This window comes from Streptomyces sp. NPDC002698, assembly GCF_042888945.1.
Taxonomy (GTDB): domain Bacteria; phylum Actinomycetota; class Actinomycetes; order Streptomycetales; family Streptomycetaceae; genus Streptomyces.
In genome coordinates, this window is record NZ_JBIAQM010000004.1 from 369,227 (window position 1) to 390,029 (window position 20,803).

Here is a 20,803-nt window from a genome sequence, read left to right on the forward strand (position 1 = left end):
TACGCGCGAAGCCTCAAGATCGCCGCATGTGCCAGGGGCTCCTGCCTCGCGTAGCGCCCCGGGCGAGAGAAACCTGAAGGAGCCTCAGGAAACCTTTTCCGCGCACAATTTCCTGAACGCCGCGGTGGGTCACCATGGACGGCCGCACGTCCGGCACGCCCAACACGCCTGCTTCGCCCGCCTGGTGGATGTCCGCCGCGTTCGCCACCCGGCGGACGGTCAAGGCCGATCGGCCGGCTCTCGCGACCCAACTGCACGCCCTGCCCTGGGAGAAGGCCTCCTCGCGCGGCATCACGGCAAAAGCCGGGCACCGCCGGTTCACGGGTCGGCCGCACTCCGGTCCGGAGGCGGTCCCCGCCTGTCTCCCCGGTTGCGCGGGAGGCCGCCCGCGGCCGACCGGCGGTCGTGTTGCGATCTTCCCCACCAGTGCTTTCATGGAAATGAAGGCCTGCGTGCCAGCGGAATATTCGCGGGGCAGACGGCCTCGGCGTTCGCGGGACAGACGACCCCGGCGTTCGCGGGGCGGGCGACCCCGACGCGGGGCGGCGATATCGCGCTGTGGCGGTGCGGGGCGGAGAACACGCTTGTGATGCGTGGTGCCACGAGTACAGCTCGCTGGTTTCCCTGTGTCCACACCCGGCGCTCGTATGACGTCCCGTCAGTGAAGTGCAGCGCGGAGGGAACGGCCTCATGCCCACCAAGGTGATCCGCCGTCCGGAAGGCAAGGAACGGCCGCACGACGCCCCCTGGTACACGCTGTACCCGAGGCGATGGTGGTCCCGGTTCTCAGGGGCGACGCGCAAGGAATGGCGCACCTTCAGGACGAAGAGGGAGGCGCACAGGAGTATCGCCGCGGCTCGCAGTTGGCGCCCCGGGTTGTTTTCGCTCGGACCCCTGCTGCGCGCGTACGCTCTCGTCGGGACGGCGCTGCTTTTCATTTGGGTGGGAGTGGCCGTTTATGATTTCCAGGAGCACAACGAATCGCAGTTCCGTAACGTGCTGGAATCCCCGTGGTTCGACGCCGTCAACCACATCGCCGGCCCTGTCCTCACGGGTTCCCTGATATTGACGTTCTTCCTTCTCTACTGGTACCACAAGACCAAGAAGCCGCTCATCGACAAGGCGCGTACGCGTCCGCATGAGCTGGTCTCCACGGCCGGAACCCTCGGCAACCGGATCGTCGGGCGCCGTGAACTGTCCCAGGTGATCGCCCAGACACTCCGTAACCGAAAGACCCGAAAGCCTTATCTGCTCGTCGGGGGTGTGGGCGTCGGCAAAACGGCCGTTCTGGTGGAACTCACTCGGATGCTCGCGCAGCAGTCCGCCGTTCCCGTACCGATCAGTCTGCGCGACATGAAAGGCGACGGGGAGCTCGACTTCGAGGAAATGGCACGGCGCCGCTTCGCGGAAGAGGCGGACCAGGGAGTGCTCGCCGGCAGCAACATCGACAAGACGTGGCGGCAGCTCAGGCTCGACGGCAAGGTCGTCGTGATCGCCGACGGCCTGGAAGAGGCCCTTCTCGACGAGAAGTACCAGGAGGACCGCGACAACATCATCCGACGGGCGATAGAGCGAGCGGACCGCCAGAAGCTGCCCCTGGTCATCGCCTCGCGCCCGCACACCCCGCTGGAGGGCACCCGGGCGGCGATCGCCGACATGGAACCGCTGAGCGAGGAAGCGGCCCTGGAATACCTGGTACGGCAACCGGGCGAGCTGGACGAGCGCCGCCTCGACTGGGTGGTGGAGACCGCCAAGGTCGTGGAATCACCGATCTATCTGCGGATCGCCCGCCTGCTGCAGCAGTGCGGGCTGCTGGACCACCTCACCCTCCGCGACGAGAAGGACCGCCTGGACACCCGGAGCAACGACTGCTCCACTCTCAGGCTCGGATTCCTCAACACCTATCGGCAGGCCATCGAGGACGGTCGCATATTCGACGATCTGGTGATGGGCCGCGAGGAACGCCGGGAGACCATGTGGGTCGTTTCGGCCATGGCCTGCCTGGGACTTTTGCAGGACAGCATCGAGGTCACGTTCGACGATTTCGTCAGCGCGCACGCGAACGACCTTCGGCGCCGCGCGCAATCTCAGGAGAATCACCAGGAATCCCCGGACACCGCCCAGCAGTATGGAACCCGCCTCGCCATTTCCGCGGCGCAACGCGACGAGATCTGGAGTGTGATGTGCCGGAAGATCGGCGGGTCGGCACACTGGCTCAACACGTTGGACTACCCCAACGAGTGCCGGACCGAGTTGGCGAGACACACCGCCAACGGACAACTCCTGGGACTGGTGTACGGCCGCAAGAACAAGGTTCGTTTCCCGCACAGCATCCTCCAGGCGTACATGGGTTATCGCCTGCTGAGGGAAGTACCGGACGACAAGATCGCAGCGGTCGTCGAACCGGCGCTTCACAGCCCGGGTCCGTCGCGGGAACTGCTCATCGCCCTGGTGCTGCTCTCGCGTCACCGGGCAGCTCCGCTCACTCCCCGGTCGGCCGCCGTGCAGCGAGCCGCTCGTGCCAGGAACCGTCACGCGACGTCGCCGAAACCGGCCGAGCTGCTCAGCAACGCCGCCGCGGCCCGGCACGACGCGAAGTACTTCGACCTGTACGCCGCGGCCCTGGAAATAGACTGTGTGGATCCGGTGCCGATACAGGACAAGCTGGCCCATGAGCTCGATGAGCAATGGGCGGGCCTCGATATCAGAGGCGATCAGCGGACCATCGAGAGTGCGAAGCTGAGGCTGGTACGGAACTTCGGATCCGCTCTGCGTGAACGGGACCGTCGCAACATTCCGAGTCGTCCCCACTCGGAATGTCCAGGACAGGATCCCGCGCGCCCGACGCTTCCCTACAAGCACCTCTTCCGGATCGGCACGCACGAGCCCTCTCATGCCGTCCGGATAGCGATCGCCCATCAGATCGCCGCCGGTGGCGACGCGGCCTTCCAGGAACTGCGCACGGAATTCCCTCTCGGATCCGATCCCATATCCCAGTACCTGGGAAAGATCCGTGACGCCAAGCAGAAACTCGACCGGGACTACACCGCGTGGCTCAACGAAGAGGATCCGGACCCCGCCGCCGGCCCGGAGGCGGCGGAAAAGCGGCAGCGGGAGCACGACTGGATGGTGAGGGAGTACGAGCAGAGCCGGACCACGTGGTGGCGCCACTTCAGCCTCCGGGCCTGGCTCGTTCCCATGGCCGTCGGGTCCGTCTCCGAGAAGTACCGTGACGAGGCCAAGGAGCGGCTGAACATCTGGTTGCGCAACCTGACCGCCCAGACCGGGCAGCAGAGTCCGCTCATGCCGCTCTCTCTGGAGAACGCTCTGGCCCAGGGCTTCAAGAACGCGGCGAACCGCAGGAGACGGCATCCGGAGGCCTACGAGGAGACCCGGGCCTACCTGGTGAAGCAGGCGGAGAAGACGCTCACCTGCAGTCGCTACTGGTACGCGCAACTGAGCCTGCTTCAGGCACTGTGCCTGTGGGAGCTTCCCGACACCATCGGAGGCACCCCCGGGTCCGGCGCGGCGAACCGGCGGAGCCGTTCCGCGTCACCGGCCACCAGCCTCACGAAGGACGACGACGCGGCGTCCAGTGGCCCCGTGGAGCCCATAAGGTCGGTCACCCGGTGGCTCGCGATGGCCGGCAGCGCACACGAGAAGACCCCGGCTCACATCGGCGCCGCGTACCAGCGCCACGGCGAGAAGGTCCTCCACCCGTTCATCGCCGAAGCCGGCGATCTGGTGACCCTGGCCCTGGAGACGGGACACCCCGAGCGGTTCATCTGGATCGACGAGAACGAGGTCAGCGACAACGTCGGATCCACCCCTGCCGATCCGGACCGCTACCGCAAGCACAACCTGTGGATCTCCCCGTCCGTCGGCTGGAGCAGCCTGCACCCTCGGGCGCAGCGCCTTCTCGCCGACGTCATGGTCCTGCGCAACCTCACCGAGGGCGACGGGAGCCCGGACGACATCGAGGAACGTCTGAAGCTCTCGAACAAGCCCGGCCTCCCGCACTGCCTCACCCACGACCGCAGCCTGCTCCACCCCGAACGCAGCATCGGCCGGGCCGACAAGGGCGAATCCCGCACCACCTGCACGTCCCCGTGCGAGTTCCGCCTGTGCCCCTATCCCCCCAAGGCCGGAAACGCGCAGGCGGAGGTGGCGGAGCTGTTCTGCCGGCAGCAACAGGCGCTCCTGCACAGCCGCTTCCGCTGGCATCTGCCGGCCGTCAGCCGGCACACCGCGCCATGGGTCAGCGTCCCCGTCAGGGAGTTGCACGCCTTCTGGGAGGAAATGGCCAACCGGAACCGCAAGACCACCGACGACGACGAACACCTTTGACAACCGGAAGGGGCGCTGTGATGGACGGCTATCCACTGATCGAGAACCACGGTCTCATCGGCGATCTGCAGACCGCGGCGCTGGTGACCACCGAGGGCACGGTCGACTGGTTCTGCTCCCCGCGGTTCGACTCGCCCAGTGTCTTCGGGGCGCTGCTGGACAAGGAGAAGGGCGGTCACTGCACGGTCCGGCCGGTGCATCCGACCCATGCGACCAAGCAGTTGTACCTGCCCGGCACGGCGATCCTGGTGACACGGTTCATGACCGAGGCGGGCGCCGGCGAGGTGGTCGACTTCATGCCGGTGACCGGTACGACGGTCACCTCCCGTCACCGTCTGGTGCGTCTGATCCGCTGTGTGCGCGGCAGCATGACGTTCGAGGTGGAGATCGCCCCGCGGTTCGACTACGGACGCGCGAAGCACGAGGCGCAGATCACCGGGCACGGAGCGGTCTTCGCCGCGGAGGACGGCACCGAACTCACCATGCACCCCATCCGTGAACCGGAGGACGAGCGGCTTCTCGACGTTCTCACGGACCAGGACGGCGCCCTGCGCCTGTCGGTGACGCTGCGGGCAGGTCAACAGCGCGGGCTGGTGCTGGAGATGGGCGCCGAGGATCCGCCGACCGAGATCCGCCTGGACGCGTACCAACGGCTCTTCGACCAGACCGTGGCGTTCTGGCGCTCGTGGCTGGCGCAGTCCCGCTACACCGGGCGCTGGCGCGAGACGGTGGAGCGTTCCGCGATCACGCTCAAGCTCATGACCTTCGCACCCAGCGGCGCCCTGGTGGCCGCGCCGACCGCGGCGCTCCCGGAGCAACTGGGCGGCGAACGCAACTGGGACTACCGCTTCACCTGGATCCGTGACGCCTCCTTCTCCGTGTACGCCCTGCTGGGGCTGGGCTTCACCGAAGAGGCCCGGGCGTTCATCGCCTGGCTGAGCGACCGGGTCAAGGAGCGGGCCGGCGAGAGCGGGACCACGGGCCCGCTCAACGTCATGTACAAGGTCGACGGATCGTCCGACCTGGAGGAGCAGGTCCTCGGCCACTGGGAGGGCTACGCGGGCTCCGCGCCGGTACGGATCGGCAACGGCGCCGCGACACAGCTCCAACTGGACATCTACGGCGAGGCGCTGGACAGCATGTACTTCGCGCACCGGCGCGGATTCCAGATCGGGCACGCGGGATGGACCTCCATGCGGGAGAACCTGGACTGGCTGGCCGACCACTGGGACCAGCCGGAGGAGGGGATCTGGGAGACCCGCGGAGGCCGCCAGGACTTCACCTACGGCCGGGTCATGTCATGGGTGGCGTTCGACCGCGCCCTGCGCCTCGCCGAGTCGAAGGGCTGGCCGTCCGCGTACGGACGGTGGCAGACCGAGCGGGACGCCGTCTACGACCAGGTCATGGCCAAGGGATGGAGCGAGGAACAGCAGGCCTTCGTCCAGCACTACGGCAGCGACGTACTGGACTCCTCGCTGCTGCGTATGTCCACGGTCGGGTTTCTCAGCCCCGAGGACCCGATCTGGGCCTCGAGCCTGGACGCCATCGAGCGGAAACTGGTCAGCGACAGCCTCGTCTACCGCTACGACCCGGAGGCGTCGCCCGACGGCCTGCGCGGCTCGGAGGGCACCTTCTCGCTGTGCACGTTCATGTACGTCGACGCCCTCGTCCGGGCGGGGCGGACGGACCAGGCGCGACTGGTGTACGAGAAGATGATGGGGTACGCCAACCATCTGGGCCTGTACTCGGAGGAGGTCGACCCGACGGGACGCCAACTCGGCAATTTCCCACAGGCGTTCACCCATCTCGCCCTCATCGACGCGACCCTCACCCTCGACAAGGCCCTCGACGGGCGGTAGTCCGGGCCCGGTTCACCCGGCCGGCGGCGCCGGGGCCCGAGCGCGTGCGTGACCTCCTGCCCGGCGGCGACCGCGCGTCGGTGACCGGCTCCAGCCGGTCCGCGGAGGGAGCTCCGGGCCGGACCTGTCGAACATGACGCCGGTCGAGGGCGGCACGGGGGTCATCGGCATCGACCCGCTGATCTCCGCCGAGACCGCGGCCGCCGCTCTCGCCCTGCTCAGGCCGGTGCCGACGCCAGTCGCCGGTCCAGCGCCGTCACCGCGCCGCGGAAGGCACGACCCAGGCCGCTCCGCCCCACGGTGAGTGCCGCCCGGAACAAGACCGTTCCGTCGGCGGCGAAGGTCCATTGCACGCGCGTCCCCGTGCCTGCGGGCGTCAGCCGCCACTCCTCGGCCAGAGCGCGCAGCCCCGGCGCGTTCGTGACGTCCGCCCGGTACGTGTACACCTCGGGACCCCGGCTGGCCAGGACGGTCTCCTCGAAGCGCGTTCCGCCGCGGAGCAGTACCTCGCGCCCGGCGCCGTCGGCGGTGGGCCGGACGAGGGTCACCGCCGAGAACCACTCGCTCCAGCCGGACACGTCCTCGGCGAGCGCGGAGAAGACGGCCTCGGGAGGGGCGGCGACCTCCCGCGCGAACACCAGACGCAGCGGAGCGGTCTCGACGAAGTCGGTTCCCACCGGGCGCAGTCGACGTGCCATGAACGAACCCCCTCACCGGAACAGGGTTCCGGTCTCGGTCTCCATGCGCGCGGAAAACACCTGTCACGGCCCGCTCGGCCGCCCCCCGGGGCAGCGTCACCATAGCTGGCGGGCCGTCAGATGTCTGTATCGTCCTCGGGTTCACCGGCCACCACCAGGCGCAGGTGGTCCGAGATCTCCGCGCGGGCCGCGGCGGGCATCCCGGCGTCGGTCACCAGCGTGTCGACCTGGTCGAGCGTGGCGAACGAACTGAGGCCCACCGTGCCCCACTTGGTGTGGTCCGCCACCACGACGACGCGTCGCGCGGACTGCACGAGCCGCCGGTTGGTCTCCGCCTCCGCGAGGTTCGGCGTCGACAGCCCGGCCTCGGCCGATATGCCGTGCACACCGAGGAAGAGGACGTCGAAGTGCAGGGCCGCGATGGCCTGATCGGCCACCGGTCCGACGAGCGAGTCGGACGGCGTGCGCACCCCGCCGGTGAGAACGACGGTCGCGGCGCCCTGACGCTGGCCCGAGGTGCGCTGCGCCGAGTGGAACACGTCAGCCACACGTACCGAGTTGGTGACCACGGTCAGGTCCGGGACGTCCACCAGGTGATGAGCCAGGGCGTACGTCGTCGTACCACCGGAGAGGGCGATCGCCGAGCCCGGTGCGACCAACTCGGCCGCGGTGCGCGCGATGTCCTCCTTGGCGGTCAGCTCCAGACCCGACTTGGCCTCGAAACCCGGTTCGTGCGTGCTCGCCTCGACCACCGGCACCGCGCCGCCGTGCACCTTCTCGACGACACCCTGACGGGCCAGCGCGTCGAGGTCACGGCGGACCGTCATGTCGGAGACACCGAGTCTTCGCGTCAGCTCGTTCACGCGGACGCCACCGCGGCGGCGCACCTCGTCGAGGATCAGAGCGCGACGCTGCTCCGCGAGGAGGTTCTGATTCTCACTCACGACCGCTCCGGTCCTTTCGTCGCTGCCTGCCCGACACTCCGCCCGAACCCGCTCCCACGTGGACATTCTCCTTGCCCGAGGTCTGGAGGACGACCCATCCTCGCACGGGACACCCTCGGTCGCGCCACTGCCCGTGCGCCCGCTGTGCCCCTCCTGTGCCGCCGTATTCACACGTATCGGGGAGATTCCGTGCCTTCGGGTGCGCAGGAGGCCCGGAGCGCGAGAGTCTTGTGCCTGCACATGACACCTGAGACACGTGTGGCACGGGGAAGTGCGGAACAGTGGAACGTGCACGGGAACATGCCGTCGGCGGGGAGCCCGGAAGCCCCGCACAACGGCCCGAAGCGGCCGGCAGCGCCCTGGAACTCCTGGTCCACGGAGTCGGCGGCACCACGCCGGAGGAGATGCTGAACGATCCGCGGACGGTCCGGATCACCGGCGACGCGACCGCGGCCGTCTTCCGGCGCGCCGACGACACCGACGCCGAGGAACGCCCCGGTGACCACCGCGGCGGGCCGGTGCGCGAGGCGTACGTATGGTGCAACCTCACGTCCGGCAACGGAGCCCGCGCCCTGTGGCTCCTCCTCCTGCCCTTCATGGTGGTCAACCTCGCGCACTGGATGCGCCCGGCCTCGCACGGTCACGGGCGGACGGCGCGCCTGTACGGGCTGCTCGTCCGTCTCGCCGGTCTCACGCTCACGGTCCTGCTGGTCGCCGCCGCCTGCGAGGTCGCCCTCGACCTGGCCGCCTGGCAGTGCGCGGGCACCCGTGCGTGTGTGCGCAACCACTCCTGGCTCGGATTCCTCTCCCCGGACGGGCCCGACGCCGGCTGGTGGAGCCTGCCGGGCCGCCGCCTCGCCCTGGCCGGACTGGTGCCCGCGGCGCTCACCACACTCCTGTGGTACCTGTCCCACCGCACCTGGAGCGCGTACGAGTCGCAGCAGCCGATGGCCCGCGCGGCCGAGACCGACGAGGAGACCGACGGCACCGGACTCGGCCGCCCCGGCTTCTGGTACGGGCGCCGCCTGGTGGCCCGGCTGCGCGCCGCGCACGCCGCCGCGGGATTCCTGACCGTCGCCGCCGCCGTGGGCTCCCCGGCCGCCCGTCACGACCACGCGCCGGGCGGGTCCCCCCTGCTGGAAACGCTGGGCGTGCTCCTGAACGCAACGCTCGTCGCGGGCGGGGTCGTTGTGCTGTGGGTGGTCTGCCGTCGCGGCCGCAGCGAGAACCGGATCGACCACGGACGCGACCTGGCGCTCGTGCGCCGGCTGCCGCTCGGCGCGGTCGCCCTCCTCGCCCTCACACTGGTGTACGCCGGCTGGTCGCGGCCCCACTGGCACTCGGCGGGGCGTCTGCCGGGCGACGCCACGTTCGGCGGCCTCACCCTCTTGCAGGGCCTGCTCGTGATCGCACTGTGCGTGGTCGCCCGCATTCTGTACGGCACGACCCCTCAGGTCCTCGACGCGCCCGGGACGGCGGACGGCACCCCCGGCCCGCGCACCGCGATGCGCGGCTTCGCGGGACCCGCCGTCGCCATGCTCGGCTGCGCGCTCGGCGGCGTGATGTCCGGAGGAGTGTCCCAGCGGGTCGCCGACTGGCTCGACGGCACCCGTCACTCGATCCCCGGCCCGCCCGTCCTGCTGACCTGGCAGGCCTCCGTGATCCCGCCGCTGCTCCTTGTCCTGCTCGCCCTCACCGGCTGGCTCGCCCGCCGCACCTGGCAGCTGCGCCGCCATGAGATGACCGCCGTCGAGCGCGAGTACGCGGGCGAGCCCAAGGACTCCGCCCGCACCCGTCGTATCGCGAGCACCCGCGCGATGGCCGCGCTCACCGACCGCGCGCCGCTCATCGTCGGAGTCCTCTCGTCCGTGACCCTGCTGCTCGGAGCCTGTGCCCTCGCCGGGGCCCTCGCCACCGGTGACGCCCCCAGCGAGGCGGCGCGCGGGGCGAACGCGTTCGTTCACGGCGCGGCCGAGACCGCGCAGGCCCTGGGCTCCTGGCTGATCGGCCTCGGCTTCATCCTGTTCGTCACCTGGGGCCGCCGTGCCTACAAGGACCCCGCCGCGCGCCGCACCATCGGCATCCTCTGGGACGTCGGCACCTTCTGGCCGCGCGCGGCCCACCCCTTCGCGCCGCCCTGCTACGCCGAGCGCGCGGTGCCGGACCTCACCTGGCGGATGGCCACCTGGACCCGGGCGACCGGCGGACGGCTCGTGCTCTCCGGACACTCCCAGGGCAGTGTGCTGGCGGCCGCAGCGGCCTGGCAGCTCAAGCCCTCGGTGCGCGGGAAGGTCGCGCTCCTCACCTACGGCTCACCGCTGGAGCGCCTGTACGGACGCTGGTTCCCGGCCCACTTCGGCCCCGCCGCGCTGGCGTCGCTGCACCGCGAGGTCGCCTGCTGGCGCAACCTGTACCGTCGCACCGATCCGATCGGCGGACCCGTCAGGCTGCCCGGCGACTGCGGTCCCGAAGTCGACCACGAGCCCTTGAAGGACCCGCTCGCCTACGGGCGCACCGACCGCCAGCCGCTGCCCGCGCCGGTTCTCGGCCACTCCGACTACCAGGCGGACCCGGTCTTCGCCGTCGAGCGTGAACTCCTGCTGGAGCGGCTGCTGCCCGAGGTACCGGGCCAGCGACCGCGCTAGGGCCTGTCTGACAATCCCCGTTCGCCTGGCGGACGGGATGTGCCGGGCAGGCCCCGGGCGCTCAGGGCAGCTCCGGCAGGTCCTCCGCGTAGAGCAGGGTCAGGTCGTCCGTGCTCGGCTCGGTCAGCTTGGCGACCCGGCCCGCATGCCGTTCCACCATCGCCTCGAACGTCTGCCGCGCCGTGCGGCCGTTGCCGAAGGCGGGCCCTCTCGGGACGGAGGTGAAGTACTTCAGGACCGCCTCGGGCGCGCCCGGACCCAGCCGGTACTCGTGCTCCTCGGCCTGCTGCTCGACGATTCGCAGCAGTTCGGTGGGGATGTAGTCGTTGAAGGTGATCGTCCGTGAGAAGCGGGACGCCACCCCGGGGTTGACCGACAGGAACCGCTCCATCTCCGCGGTGTACCCGGCGACGATCACCACCACCGCCTCCCGGTGGTCCTCCATCAGCTTCACCAGCGTGTCGATGGCCTCGCGCCCGAAGTCGCGGCCCGAGTCCTCCGGGGACAGCGCGTACGCCTCGTCGATGAACAGCACACCGCCGCGCGCCCGGTCGAACGCCTCCTGGGTGCGGATCGCGGTCGACCCGATGTGCTCACCGACCAGGTCCACCCGGGACACCTCGACGAGATGACCCTTCTCCAGCACACCCAGCGAGGCCAGGATCTCGCCGTACAGCCGGGCGACGGTCGTCTTGCCGGTGCCGGGGGAGCCGGTGAAGACGAGATGGCGCCGCGCGGACGCCGCCTTGAGACCCGCCTGCTGCCGGCGGCGGCCCACCTCGATCATGTCGGTGAGGGCCCGCACCTCGCGTTTGACGTTGTCCAGGCCCACCAGCGTGTCGAGTTCACCGAGGACGATCTTCGGTCCGCGGGCCGGCCGGGCGGGTTCCGCGCCGGTGACGACGGGTTCCCGCTCGGTGCTGCGCTGACCGGGGATCGTCCCCAGCAGACTTACGGACGAGGCCGAGGTCTCGACCGCCGCCTCGTGCGCCGGGGTGCGCAGCGACGCGCTCTCATCACTCGCGCAGTCCTCGACGACGGGACCCGAGCCGGGAGCCGAGCCCGCGTCGGCGAATTCGTAGCCCCCGCGCGCGCATCGCTCCGTCCGGCACTTGCGCAGGGTCGACCGGCAGCCGTCGATCACGTGGAAGCCGTAGCCCCCGCTGTCCGCCACCCGGCAGTTCGTGAAGCTGCCCCGGCCGTCCGCCGAGACATAGAAGCCCGCCTCGGCGGGGGAGGTGACCGTGCAGCGATCGAAGGCCGGATCGGCGCCCTTGGTGACGATCACGCCGGTCTGCGTGCTGTCGATGATGCAGCTGGACAGCGTGCCGCCGCTGCCGTGGTCGCGGAACCAGGCTCCGGTGGCGGCGTCCCGGATGCGGCAGTCGTCGAGCTGCGCGGTCGCTCCGTCGCTCACCGACACTGCGGTGTTGCGCACCTGGGAGATGTCGCAGTCGACGACGTCCGCGCGTGAACCCCGGTCGAGGACGAACAGCGCGTCCGGCACGTCGTGCACCCGGCACGAGTCCAGTATGGCGGTCGCCCCGTCGCTCACCCACACCGCGGGGTAGTCGCCCGTGCTGTCGAAGATCTCGCACTGGTTGGCGTCCACGCGGGTGCCCGGGTCCCAGACCGACAGGCCGTTGCGCCCGAACTGCCGCACGCTCGTACGGGTCAGGGTGAGCACCGAGCGCGAGCGCAGATCGACCGCGTTCTCCGGGATGTCGTGGATGCGGCAGTCGGCGAGCGTGAGCACGGCGTCGGTGTCCAGGGTGACGCCGTCCGCGGTCGTCCGGTGCACATCGCAGTCGGTGAGGTGGGCCGTGGCCCGGGCGGTGATCTGCACACCGGAGCCCTTGACCTCGTACACCTCGCAACCCACCGCCTCCAGCGAGGAGTTCTCGCCGGTCGCCGACAGCCCAGGACCGGAAGTGTGGTGAACCCGGCAGCGCTCGAGGCGGGGACGCGCGCCCCCGCGGACCACGACCCCCGACTGACCGGCCGCCACGACCTCGCACTCCTCGAACACCCCGCCGCCGCCGTCCAGTACGGCGATGCCGACGCCCGCCGGGTTGTCGACGGTGCAACGGCGCACGGTGGGCCTGGCGCCCCCGCGGACCTCGATCCCGGCCGCGGAGCGCGTGACGACCCGTATGTCCAGCAGTTCCGGCGTGCCGTCCTCGACGAGCAGCGCGGGCGAGGCCGAGTCCTGGCCCTCGACGTGCAGGTCCTGGACGACGGCCGAGGCGCGTACGGTCAGGGCCACGCCGTCGACCGGGGCGATGCGCACGGAGCCGGGGGAACCCTCGGGGCCGCGCAGCGTCACCGCGCGCTCCACCACGAGGTTCTCCCGGTAGGTGCCGGGAGCGACGGTCAGCACATCACCGTCGGCCGCGGCTTCCAGGGCGGCGGCCAGCGATGCGTACTCACCCGTGCGGCGCCGCCACCGCGAGGTTCCGGTGTGCGTCACCTGGACCGTGCCCTGTGCCATGGCGCTGTTGTGCCCCCACCTCGTCGTACGCGGGTCCTGCGAGGTCGTGCTGATGCCCCGTCGGTCGGGACCCGGCCCCTGCCGGACAGCCTCTCACGACGGTGCCGATCGGTTCGGCCGGTCCACCGTAGCGTGCGCGGGGGTGCCCGGTTGACCGGAGAGGGAAGGCCGTCAGCTGCCGGTGTCTGCCTTGCCCCAGTCAGGACCCGCCTTGGCCCAGGCCCGGTCCCATCGGGTGTGACGCCGGCGGATCATGTGCCACAGGATCAACCGTCTGCCGCCCTCGAGGAGTCCGGCCGCCAGCACCGCCGCGCCGAAGCCGGCCAGAGCCGAGTGCGCGGTCGCGGTGGCGGTGTCCAGGGGGCGGCCCGTTATTCGGCCGTGCCGGTCGGTCCAGATCGCGAACCGGTCCCCTGGGAGCGGTGACTTGAGGTCGGCGATCACGGTGCCGCGCCGCGGGGTGCCGTCGGGCGCGGTCCAGTCGGCCACGACCCGGCTGCGCGCGTCCCGCCCCGACGGGGTCTCGGGGTCGGGGGCCAGCGGGCCCCGGGACAGCTTCCTGACGACGACGGCCGCCACATGGTGCCGGTCCTTGCGCTGGTCCCGTACGGCCTTCTGCAGTGTCTCCTGCACCGAGACCCCGACGGCCGCTCCTGCCAGGGGTGCCGCGAACAGGACGAGCAGGAGCGCGGCCAGGGCCAGCCAGGCCTCCACGAGATCTGTCGTACGGCGCAGCGGATTGCGCCGCCAGCGCCAGAGACCGATGATCGCGCGCACCGTCCCGCACCCCCTTCCGCCTCCGTCATCACCAGCAGCGGAGCCGTTCACGCACGATGCCCGGAAGAGAGGCCGACATCACCCTCCCCCAGGGCCCTTCAGGAACATCTCACGCGGACTCAACGATCCCGCCCGGCCGTAGGGTTCCCGTCGGCCCGGCTCTGGCGGAATGTCATCGGGCGGGCTACGCGAGGACCGTGACCGGGTCGCCGACCCGCAGCGAGCCGCGGTTCTCGGGCACCAGGTTCTGTCCGAACACCAGCTTTCCGGCGAAGCGCCGGTGCCGGGCGAGGGTGCGCAGGGGCTCCTTGCCGCGTCGGGCGGTGTCCTGGTCGGTCGTGGTGACGACGCAACGGCCGCACATCTTGGTGACCCGGAAGGTGACCTCGCCGATGGCGATCCTCGACCAGTCGTCCTCGGCCCAGGCCTCGGTTCCGGAGACGACGACGTTCGGCCGGAAACGGCTCATCGGCAACGGGCCCTCCTCGGCCCGGTCGCCCTGTGCGATCAGGGAATTGAGCGCGTCCAGCGATCCGAGGGTGGTGACCAGCAGCGGATAGCCGTCGGCGAAGCTGACGGTCTCGCCCGGCAGCGCGAAGTCCGGGTCGACGGGTCGGCGGGCGGCCGGATCGTCCATGTGGGCGAGGCGCACGTCGGTGCCCAGATACGCGCTGCACCAGTCGTGCGCGGACGTGCCGGCGAGGACGGCTTCCACCTTGTCGCCGAAGATCTCCACCGTGGTCGTACCGACGGGTTCGGGCACGGGAACCGTCACGGGCTCGCGGTTCTCGGCGGACAGGCGCAGGCCGCCGCCGGAGAGTATCTCGGCGGCGGCCAGCGCCAGACGCGGCTGCTCGCGTTGCGTGACGACCTTTCCCCCGTCGTCGATCAGGATCCAGCGTCGATCTCCGGCCAGCCCCCAGGGCTCGACCTCGGCCTCCTGGAGCGATGTGCTCCGGAAGGCTTTGACCGGATGGACGTGAATCGAGTGCAGTACCGCGTTCCCCATGACCGCCATGGTGCCAGGGAGTACCGACAATGCGGTTCGAGGGTGTCAGTACCCGCGGTACTGCTGACCGTTGTACGGGTCCTGGTACGGAGCGGGGGCGGGGCGGGGAGCCGCGGGGCGCATCGCCTCGAAGCCCGTGCCGGCCGCCATCGGGCGGGGCTGCTGCGGCTGGGGGCTGGGATAGCCCCGAGGCGCGCCGGCCTGCTGCGGGATGTACGGCGCGGGAGCCTGCTGCAGCGGAGAGGGCTGCTGGGCGGGCTGGTAGCCGTAGGAGGACGGGCCGGCCGGCAGCGCGGGGAGCGCGGACGGCAGTGCCGGGAGGTTGTTGCTCATGCCCGGGTCGTAGGCGGAAGGGACCCGGATCGGGGCGATCTGAGGGGTACCCCGCTCGGCGACGAGGGAGTCGTAGATCGGGGTGTCAGGGAAGGCGGAGTAGTAACCGCCGCCATAGGTGGAGCGGGGGGAGGTCATGGCACATAAGTTAAGCCCACGATGTGCTGGTTGGGGAGACCGATAAGAGGGTTGTTTTTCGGTGTCCGTGGTGACGTGGGATCCCCAATGCGAGCGAACTTGGCAAAAAAGGACGTCAAAGATGGTTGAGATCGTGTAAAGGCCCAGCCTCGGACGGGTTACCGGCGGTTGACCAGGATCTTCCTGCGCAAGTCATGGGTGCGGGTGGACCTGGGGATTAGGTTTGGCGGGAACGGAGCCGGCGGTCCGTTCGGGACTCGCACCGGCGCGGAGACACGTGATGGGGGCGTACATGTCAATGCCTAAGGGATCTAATGTTCCTGTCCCGACGAGCGCACTCAGGGTGGAATTGGGGTGGCGTTCAGGACAAGGGGTGCCCGACGTCGATGCGTCCGCCCTTCTGCTGGTGGCCGGAAAGGTTCGTTCGGACGGCGACTTCGTCTTCTACAACCAGCCGGCGCACTCCTCCGGCGCCGTGCGCCACGAGGGCAAGCGGAACGACGGCGGCCAGGTGACCGACGCGCTGCTCGTCGACCTCGCGCGCGTGGAACCCGTCGTCGAGACGGTGGTCCTGGCCGCGTCCGCGGACGGCGGCTCCTTCGGACGCGTTCCCGGCCTGTCCGTCCGGGTGCTCGACGCACCGCAGGGCACCGAGATCGCCCGCTTCGACAGCACCGACGCGACCGTGGAGACCGCCTTCGTGCTGGGCGAGTTCTACCGGCGCCAGGGCGCCTGGAAGTTCCGTGCCGTCGGCCAGGGCTACGGAAGCGGCCTCGAAGGGCTGGCCACCGACTACGGGATCACCGTGGACGAGCCGCAGCGGGCGGCGCCGCCCGCCGCCGCGCCGCAGGGGCCCGCCACCCTTGTGCAGGGGCCCCCGCCCCCCGTGGCGCCGCCGGTCACCGTGCCCCCGCCGGTCGCCCCGCCGGTCACCGTGCCGCCCCCCATAGCCCCGCAGCCGCCCGCGGCCCCTCCGGCGCCCGTCCGTCTCTCCAAGGTGACGCTGACCAAGGAGGCGCCCTCCGTCTCACTCTCCAAACAGGGGGGTACGACCGGTTCCATGCGTGTGAACCTCAACTGGGAAGTGCGCAAGCAGTTCTCGGGGTGGGGCAGCAAACGCGGCCGGGCCGTCGCCATGCACGCGGACCTCGACCTCGACCTGTGCGCGCTGTACGAACTGTCCGACGGCCGCAAGGGAGTCGTACAGGCACTCGGCAACGCCTTCGGGGCACTGCACCAGCCGCCGTTCATCCATCTCGACGGGGACGACCGCACCGGGGCCGTGGCCAGTGGAGAGAACCTCACCATCAACCTCGATCACAAGCAGAGTTTCCGGCGCATCCTCATCTTCGTGACCATCTACGAAGGCGCGCGTTCCTTCGCCGATCTGCATGCCACGGTCACCCTGCAGCCGCAGAACGGAGCGCCCATCGACTTCTCGCTGGACGAGTGCACGGTGCCCTCCACGGTCTGCGCGCTCGCCCTCATCACCGGCAACGGCGCCGACCTGCTCGTCCAGCGCGAGGCCCGGTACCTGATCCCCGCGCGCGGGGTGAGTCCGCAGCGCACCGTCGACCAGGTCTACGGCTGGGGCATGAACTGGACGCCCGGCAGGAAATGACCCGTCCGCCCGGCAGGAGATGACGTGTACGCCGGGCGGGAGGTGTTCCCCCCGCCCGGCGGGAGACCGAAACGGAAGCAACGGCCACCCGCACGCTCCGTCTCTCAGCTCTCGTCGAGGGCGGTGCCGGGACGTGCGTAGGTGCGGCCCTTCCAGGCCGCGCCGCGTCCCCTGTAGTGCTGCACCGCGGAGTCGACCGTCATCAGGAGATAGAGGAACGCGGTGACCGGCAGCAGGGGAGCGAGCGCCAAGGGCTGCCGGTAGTAGCGGAGCATCGGTACATAGGTCGCCGTCATCACCAGCCAGGCCAGCCCCCCGGCGGAGGCCGCCCACGCGCTTCCCGCGGCCAGGCCCGCCACGAGGGCGACCGGCGGCGCCAGGTACACCAGGGCGAGCCCGGCGACCGTCCCGGCGAGCAGCGCCGGACTGTGCCGCAGTTGCGCGTACGCGCTGCGCGAGACCATGCGCCACAGGTCCCGCAGTCGCGGATAGGGACGCACGCTGTCCACCCGCTCGGCCAGCCCCAGCCAGATGCGGCCGCCACCCCGCTTGACGGCGCGGGCGAGCGCCACGTCGTCGATGACGGCGTCCCGGATCGCGTCCGGGATCCGCGCCCGCTCGGCGGTGTCCGCGCGCAGCAGGACGCATCCGCCCGCCGCGGCCGCCGTTCGTGAGCCCTCCACGGCGATCCGGCGGAACGGGTAGAGCTGCGCGAAGAAGTAGACGAAGGCGGGCACGACGAGCCGTTCCCAGAGGCTCTCCACCCGCAGCCGTGCCATCTGCGAGACGAGATCGAAGCCGCCTGTGCGGGCCGCCGCCACCAGGAGCCGCAGGCTGTCCGGGGTGTGCGCGATGTCCGCGTCGGTCAGCAGGAGGAATTCGGGTTCCCGCGCGCGGGCGAGGCCGATGCCGTGGCGTACGGCCCAGAGCTTGCCCGTCCAGCCCGCCGGAGGTTCTCCCGGTGAGCCGACGGTGAGCGGCAGCCCGCCGTGTCGGCGCGCCAGTTCGCGGGCCAGCTCACCCGTGCCGTCCGAACTGCCGTCGTCGACGAGGAAGATCTCGGCCCGCCCCGGATAGTCCTGGGCCAGGAGCGAGGGAAGGCTCTCGGGCAGGACGGCGGCCTCGTCCCGGGCCGGTACCACGACGCAGACGACAGGCCAGTCCGACGGCTCACGGCAGACGGGCAGTCGTACGTCCGTACGCCAGAAGAAGCCCTGGCAGAGCAGCAGCCACAGCCACGCTGCCAGTGATCCGACGGCGATCCACACGAGGGCGCTCACCCGCCGCAGTCTGCCCCACCGAGGTCGCCCGTAAAGACGGATCGTCTATGGTGACCGGGTGAAGATCGCGCTCATGGACTCCGGAATCGGACTGCTCGCTGCTGCCGCCGCGGTGCGTCGACTGCGGCCCGACGCCGATCTCGTCCTCTCCTCCGACCCCGGCAGCATGCCCTGGGGACCCCGCACGCCGGAAGGCGTCACCGCGCTTGCCCTCGCCGTGGCCGAGGCCGCCGCGCTGCACCGGCCCGACGCCCTGATCGTCGCCTGCAACACCGCTTCCGTACGTTCCCTGCCGGCCCTGCGCGCCCGTCTCGAGCCGGAGGTGCCCGTCATCGGCACCGTCCCGGCCATCAAGCCGGCCGCCGCGGGCGGCGGACCCGTCGCGATCTGGGCCACGCCGGCCACCACGGGCAGCCCGTACCAGCGGGGCCTGATCAAGGAGTTCGCCGACGGAGTGGCGGTCACCGAGGTGGCCTGTCCCGGGCTCGCGGACGCCGTCGAGTACGCCGATCAGGCGGCCATCGACGCGGCGATCGAGGCCGCCGCCGCGCACACTCCCGAGGACGTCACGGCCGTCGTCCTGGGATGCACCCACTACGAGCTCGTCGCCGAGCGCATCCGCGCCGCCGTGCAGCGTCCCGGCCGCCCGCCGCTCGTCCTGCACGGTTCCGCCGAAGCGGTCGCCGCCCAGGCACTGCGCCGGATCGGCGAGCTTCCGGACCCCGGAGCCCCCGCCGACTCCACGGTCACGGTGCTTCTGGGCGGACGCGAGGGGGCGCTGCCCGCCACGGCGCTCACCTACGAGGAAGGCCGCATCCTGTCTGCGGTCGGCTCCGCACGCTGAGCGACGGGGCTCGCATCCGCTCCACGGGCACGTCAGGCGACCGAGGGGACACCCTCGGTGGGATTCTCGCCCACCCGGCGGAGTGACGCTCCGCGACCCGGTGCCCGCGCAGCGGAATCTGAGTAGTCTCATGGGCATGAGGGACCACCCCCACGGCGAAACCTCCCCGCACCCGGCGATCTGGACCGGGCGTGCGAGGAACCGCGTCCAGTGGCTGCCCGCCCTGGGCGGCGTGGCCTGTCTGGCTCTCGGGATCGAGCTGGCCGTGACGTCCGGCTGGACGTCGGGAGCCGCACCGCTGGTCATGTCCGTCGTCGGATGCATCGCCGCCGGACTGCTCATCCTCTTCGGCACGCTCGCCTTCGTGCACGTCGCCGTGCGGGTGGACGAGGACTGTCTGGAGGTGCGCTGCGGCCACATGGGGCTGCCGCGCCGTCGCATCCCGCTCTCCACGGTCGTCGGCGCCGACTTCGCACCCCAGGTCACCCCGCGTCAGTGGGGCGGCTGGGGGTATCGCTGGCGGCCCGAGCAGGGAACCGCCGTCGTCGTCCGGCGGGGCGAGGGCGTGGTGCTGCGCCTGGGCGACGGCCATACGTTCACGATCACCGTGGACAACGCCGAGGCGGCCGTCCGGATCATCCGCGGCCGTCTGCGCCCGGACCCGACCCGCGCCCCGCGCTGACGGACGGCGGCCCTGCCGTCGCTCACGTACCGAGGCGACCGCCGGGATGCCGTTCACGTACCGAGGTGACCGCCGGGGTGCCGGGCCGGGACACGGACGGTGTCCGGCTCCCCGGGGGTGAGCGGCCGTGCGGTCGCGAACCCGGCCAGCAGTCCCGCACCCGCGGTCACCGTCATGAAGCTCAGGGCGTTGCCGATCGACGCGATCGCGGCCACCGCCGTCAGGGCCGCGCCCGCCGTCAGCGCGATCGGCGTGGTGCGCGGCGAACGCAGAAGCGCGTACAGGACCCAGCAGAACGCCACCGCGAGCAGGACCACTCCGGTAAGACCCTGTTCGGCGGCCTGCTGGAGGGGTGCGGAGTGGGGTTTGCCGTCGGGCAGCAGGGACTGGGCCACCGTGGGGCTGAGCTCTCCGTAGCGGCCGGGCCCGACCCCCAGCTCGGGATCGGCACGGGCCATGCGCAGGGCGTCGTGCCACAGCAGGACGCGGTGCTCGGTGAGCTGGCCCTCCAGGGAGGCGGTCAGTCCGCCCGGCAGCGCGTCCTCGCCGATCGCCCAGGTCGCCCCGGTCACCAGGGCCGCGGCGGCCGCGAACCCCGTCAGGCCGAGGGCCCGGCGGCGTACCCGGGCGGTGGCCAGCGAACACAGCAGGACCCCGGTGCACATGACGACCGCGGTGGTGGAACCGAGGAGTGCCGCCGTCACCGCGGTCCCGGCGGCCGACAGACGCAGCGCGAGCCGCAGGGCGGGCGGGCGCGCGGCCCAGGCCGCGCAGCACGCGGCACCGCAGGAGAGGGTGAGCAGCGCGGCCGTGGCACCGGTGTGGCCGAGCTGGAGGCTGATCTGCGGGCCGGGCGTGGCGATCGCGAGGCCGAGTCCGGCCGCCGCCGCGGCACCGGGGGCCGCCACCGGCAGGAGCGCCCCGGAGATCCGTCCCGCGGCATAGCCCGCCGCCACGGCGAGCACCGCGAGGAGCATGCCCTCGGGCCGGCCCTCGTGAGCCGCCGCCGTGATCAGCGACCAGGCGGCGCAGGCCGCGAGCACGATCATGCCGGCGACGTCCGAAGCGTTGCGTCTTTCGCCCGTGGCCACCGCTTCGGCCGTGGACGTCGTCCCCCCGGAACCCACTCCCGTCG

General features: G+C 71.1%; 14 protein-coding genes. 6 read left to right on the forward strand and 8 right to left on the reverse strand.

Annotated features, from left to right (window positions below; all coding sequences use genetic code 11):
- Nucleotides 1–948: 948 nt before the first annotated feature.
- Nucleotides 949–4,347, forward strand: coding sequence for an ATP-binding protein (locus tag ACFYW9_RS08760; RefSeq protein WP_389146553.1), 3,399 nt, complete (start codon nt 949–951; stop codon nt 4,345–4,347).
- Nucleotides 4,348–4,367: 20 nt separating this feature from the next.
- Nucleotides 4,368–6,206: a glycoside hydrolase family 15 protein gene (locus tag ACFYW9_RS08765; protein ID WP_389146556.1), complete on the forward strand. Its 1,839-nt coding sequence runs from the start codon at nt 4,368–4,370 to the stop codon at nt 6,204–6,206.
- 218 nt (nt 6,207–6,424) lie between these two features.
- On the opposite strand, the gene ACFYW9_RS08770 is transcribed toward ACFYW9_RS08765, so the two are convergent.
- Nucleotides 6,425–6,904 (reverse strand): SRPBCC family protein, encoded by a 480-nt coding sequence (locus ACFYW9_RS08770; protein WP_389146559.1) that lies wholly within the window; start codon nt 6,902–6,904, stop codon nt 6,425–6,427.
- Between the two features lie 116 nt (nt 6,905–7,020).
- Nucleotides 7,021–7,848 (reverse strand): DeoR/GlpR family DNA-binding transcription regulator, encoded by an 828-nt coding sequence (locus ACFYW9_RS08775; RefSeq protein WP_326789360.1) that lies wholly within the window; start codon nt 7,846–7,848, stop codon nt 7,021–7,023.
- A 281-nt stretch (nt 7,849–8,129) separates the two neighbouring features.
- On the opposite strand from ACFYW9_RS08775, the gene ACFYW9_RS08780 reads away from it, so the two are divergent.
- On the forward strand, nt 8,130–10,493 hold the full coding sequence (locus ACFYW9_RS08780; RefSeq protein WP_389146562.1) for a hypothetical protein: 2,364 nt from the start codon (nt 8,130–8,132) through the stop codon (nt 10,491–10,493).
- 61 nt (nt 10,494–10,554) lie between these two features.
- On the opposite strand, the gene ACFYW9_RS08785 is transcribed toward ACFYW9_RS08780, so the two are convergent.
- From ACFYW9_RS08785 to ACFYW9_RS08800, 4 genes are all read right to left on the reverse strand, one after another.
- On the reverse strand, nt 10,555–12,984 hold the full coding sequence (locus ACFYW9_RS08785; protein ID WP_351862754.1) for a right-handed parallel beta-helix repeat-containing protein: 2,430 nt from the start codon (nt 12,982–12,984) through the stop codon (nt 10,555–10,557).
- 171 nt (nt 12,985–13,155) lie between these two features.
- Entirely contained in the window at nt 13,156–13,761 is a 606-nt protein-coding gene (locus ACFYW9_RS08790) for a hypothetical protein (protein ID WP_389146565.1), read from the reverse strand.
- A 184-nt stretch (nt 13,762–13,945) separates the two neighbouring features.
- Nucleotides 13,946–14,770 (reverse strand): MOSC N-terminal beta barrel domain-containing protein, encoded by an 825-nt coding sequence (locus tag ACFYW9_RS08795; RefSeq protein ID WP_351862756.1) that lies wholly within the window; start codon nt 14,768–14,770, stop codon nt 13,946–13,948.
- 45 nt (nt 14,771–14,815) lie between these two features.
- The gene (locus ACFYW9_RS08800) at nt 14,816–15,241 is read right to left on the reverse strand and encodes a DUF6643 family protein (RefSeq protein ID WP_351862757.1); all 426 of its coding nucleotides are present in this window, start codon (nt 15,239–15,241) and stop codon (nt 14,816–14,818) included.
- Nucleotides 15,242–15,533: 292 nt separating this feature from the next.
- On the opposite strand from ACFYW9_RS08800, the gene ACFYW9_RS08805 reads away from it, so the two are divergent.
- Nucleotides 15,534–16,862, forward strand: coding sequence for a TerD family protein (locus ACFYW9_RS08805; protein WP_389146570.1), 1,329 nt, complete (start codon nt 15,534–15,536; stop codon nt 16,860–16,862).
- Between the two features lie 104 nt (nt 16,863–16,966).
- Here ACFYW9_RS08805 and ACFYW9_RS08810 read toward each other — a convergent pair whose 3' ends face one another.
- Complete coding sequence (locus tag ACFYW9_RS08810) at nt 16,967–18,142, reverse strand: glycosyltransferase (protein ID WP_389146573.1); 1,176 nt, start codon at nt 18,140–18,142, stop codon at nt 16,967–16,969.
- A 58-nt stretch (nt 18,143–18,200) separates the two neighbouring features.
- Between ACFYW9_RS08810 and ACFYW9_RS08815 the strand changes: the two genes are divergently transcribed.
- Together ACFYW9_RS08815 and ACFYW9_RS08820 are read left to right on the forward strand one after the other, a co-directional pair.
- The gene (locus ACFYW9_RS08815; RefSeq protein WP_389146576.1) at nt 18,201–18,986 is read left to right on the forward strand and encodes a glutamate racemase; all 786 of its coding nucleotides are present in this window, start codon (nt 18,201–18,203) and stop codon (nt 18,984–18,986) included.
- Between the two features lie 136 nt (nt 18,987–19,122).
- The gene (locus tag ACFYW9_RS08820; protein WP_389146579.1) at nt 19,123–19,668 is read left to right on the forward strand and encodes a hypothetical protein; all 546 of its coding nucleotides are present in this window, start codon (nt 19,123–19,125) and stop codon (nt 19,666–19,668) included.
- Between the two features lie 53 nt (nt 19,669–19,721).
- Here ACFYW9_RS08820 and ACFYW9_RS08825 read toward each other — a convergent pair whose 3' ends face one another.
- Nucleotides 19,722–20,717: an O-antigen ligase family protein gene (locus tag ACFYW9_RS08825; RefSeq protein WP_389146763.1), complete on the reverse strand. Its 996-nt coding sequence runs from the start codon at nt 20,715–20,717 to the stop codon at nt 19,722–19,724.
- Between the last annotated feature and the right edge of the window lie 86 nt (nt 20,718–20,803).

What these genes read in the sequence shown, in the direction of transcription:
- ACFYW9_RS08825 (WP_389146763.1), bottom strand. Translation starts at nt 20,717, where the DNA reads ATGATCGTGCTCGCGGCCTGCGCCGCCTGGTCGCTGATCACGGCGGCG.
- ACFYW9_RS08805 (WP_389146570.1), top strand. Translation starts at nt 15,534, where the DNA reads ATGTCAATGCCTAAGGGATCTAATGTTCCTGTCCCGACGAGCGCACTC.
- ACFYW9_RS08820 (WP_389146579.1), top strand. Translation starts at nt 19,123, where the DNA reads ATGAGGGACCACCCCCACGGCGAAACCTCCCCGCACCCGGCGATCTGG.
- ACFYW9_RS08785 (WP_351862754.1), bottom strand. Translation starts at nt 12,984, where the DNA reads ATGGCACAGGGCACGGTCCAGGTGACGCACACCGGAACCTCGCGGTGG.
- ACFYW9_RS08800 (WP_351862757.1), bottom strand. Translation starts at nt 15,241, where the DNA reads ATGACCTCCCCCCGCTCCACCTATGGCGGCGGTTACTACTCCGCCTTC.
- ACFYW9_RS08765 (WP_389146556.1), top strand. Translation starts at nt 4,368, where the DNA reads ATGGACGGCTATCCACTGATCGAGAACCACGGTCTCATCGGCGATCTG.
- ACFYW9_RS08795 (WP_351862756.1), bottom strand. Translation starts at nt 14,770, where the DNA reads ATGGGGAACGCGGTACTGCACTCGATTCACGTCCATCCGGTCAAAGCC.
- ACFYW9_RS08770 (WP_389146559.1), bottom strand. Translation starts at nt 6,904, where the DNA reads ATGGCACGTCGACTGCGCCCGGTGGGAACCGACTTCGTCGAGACCGCT.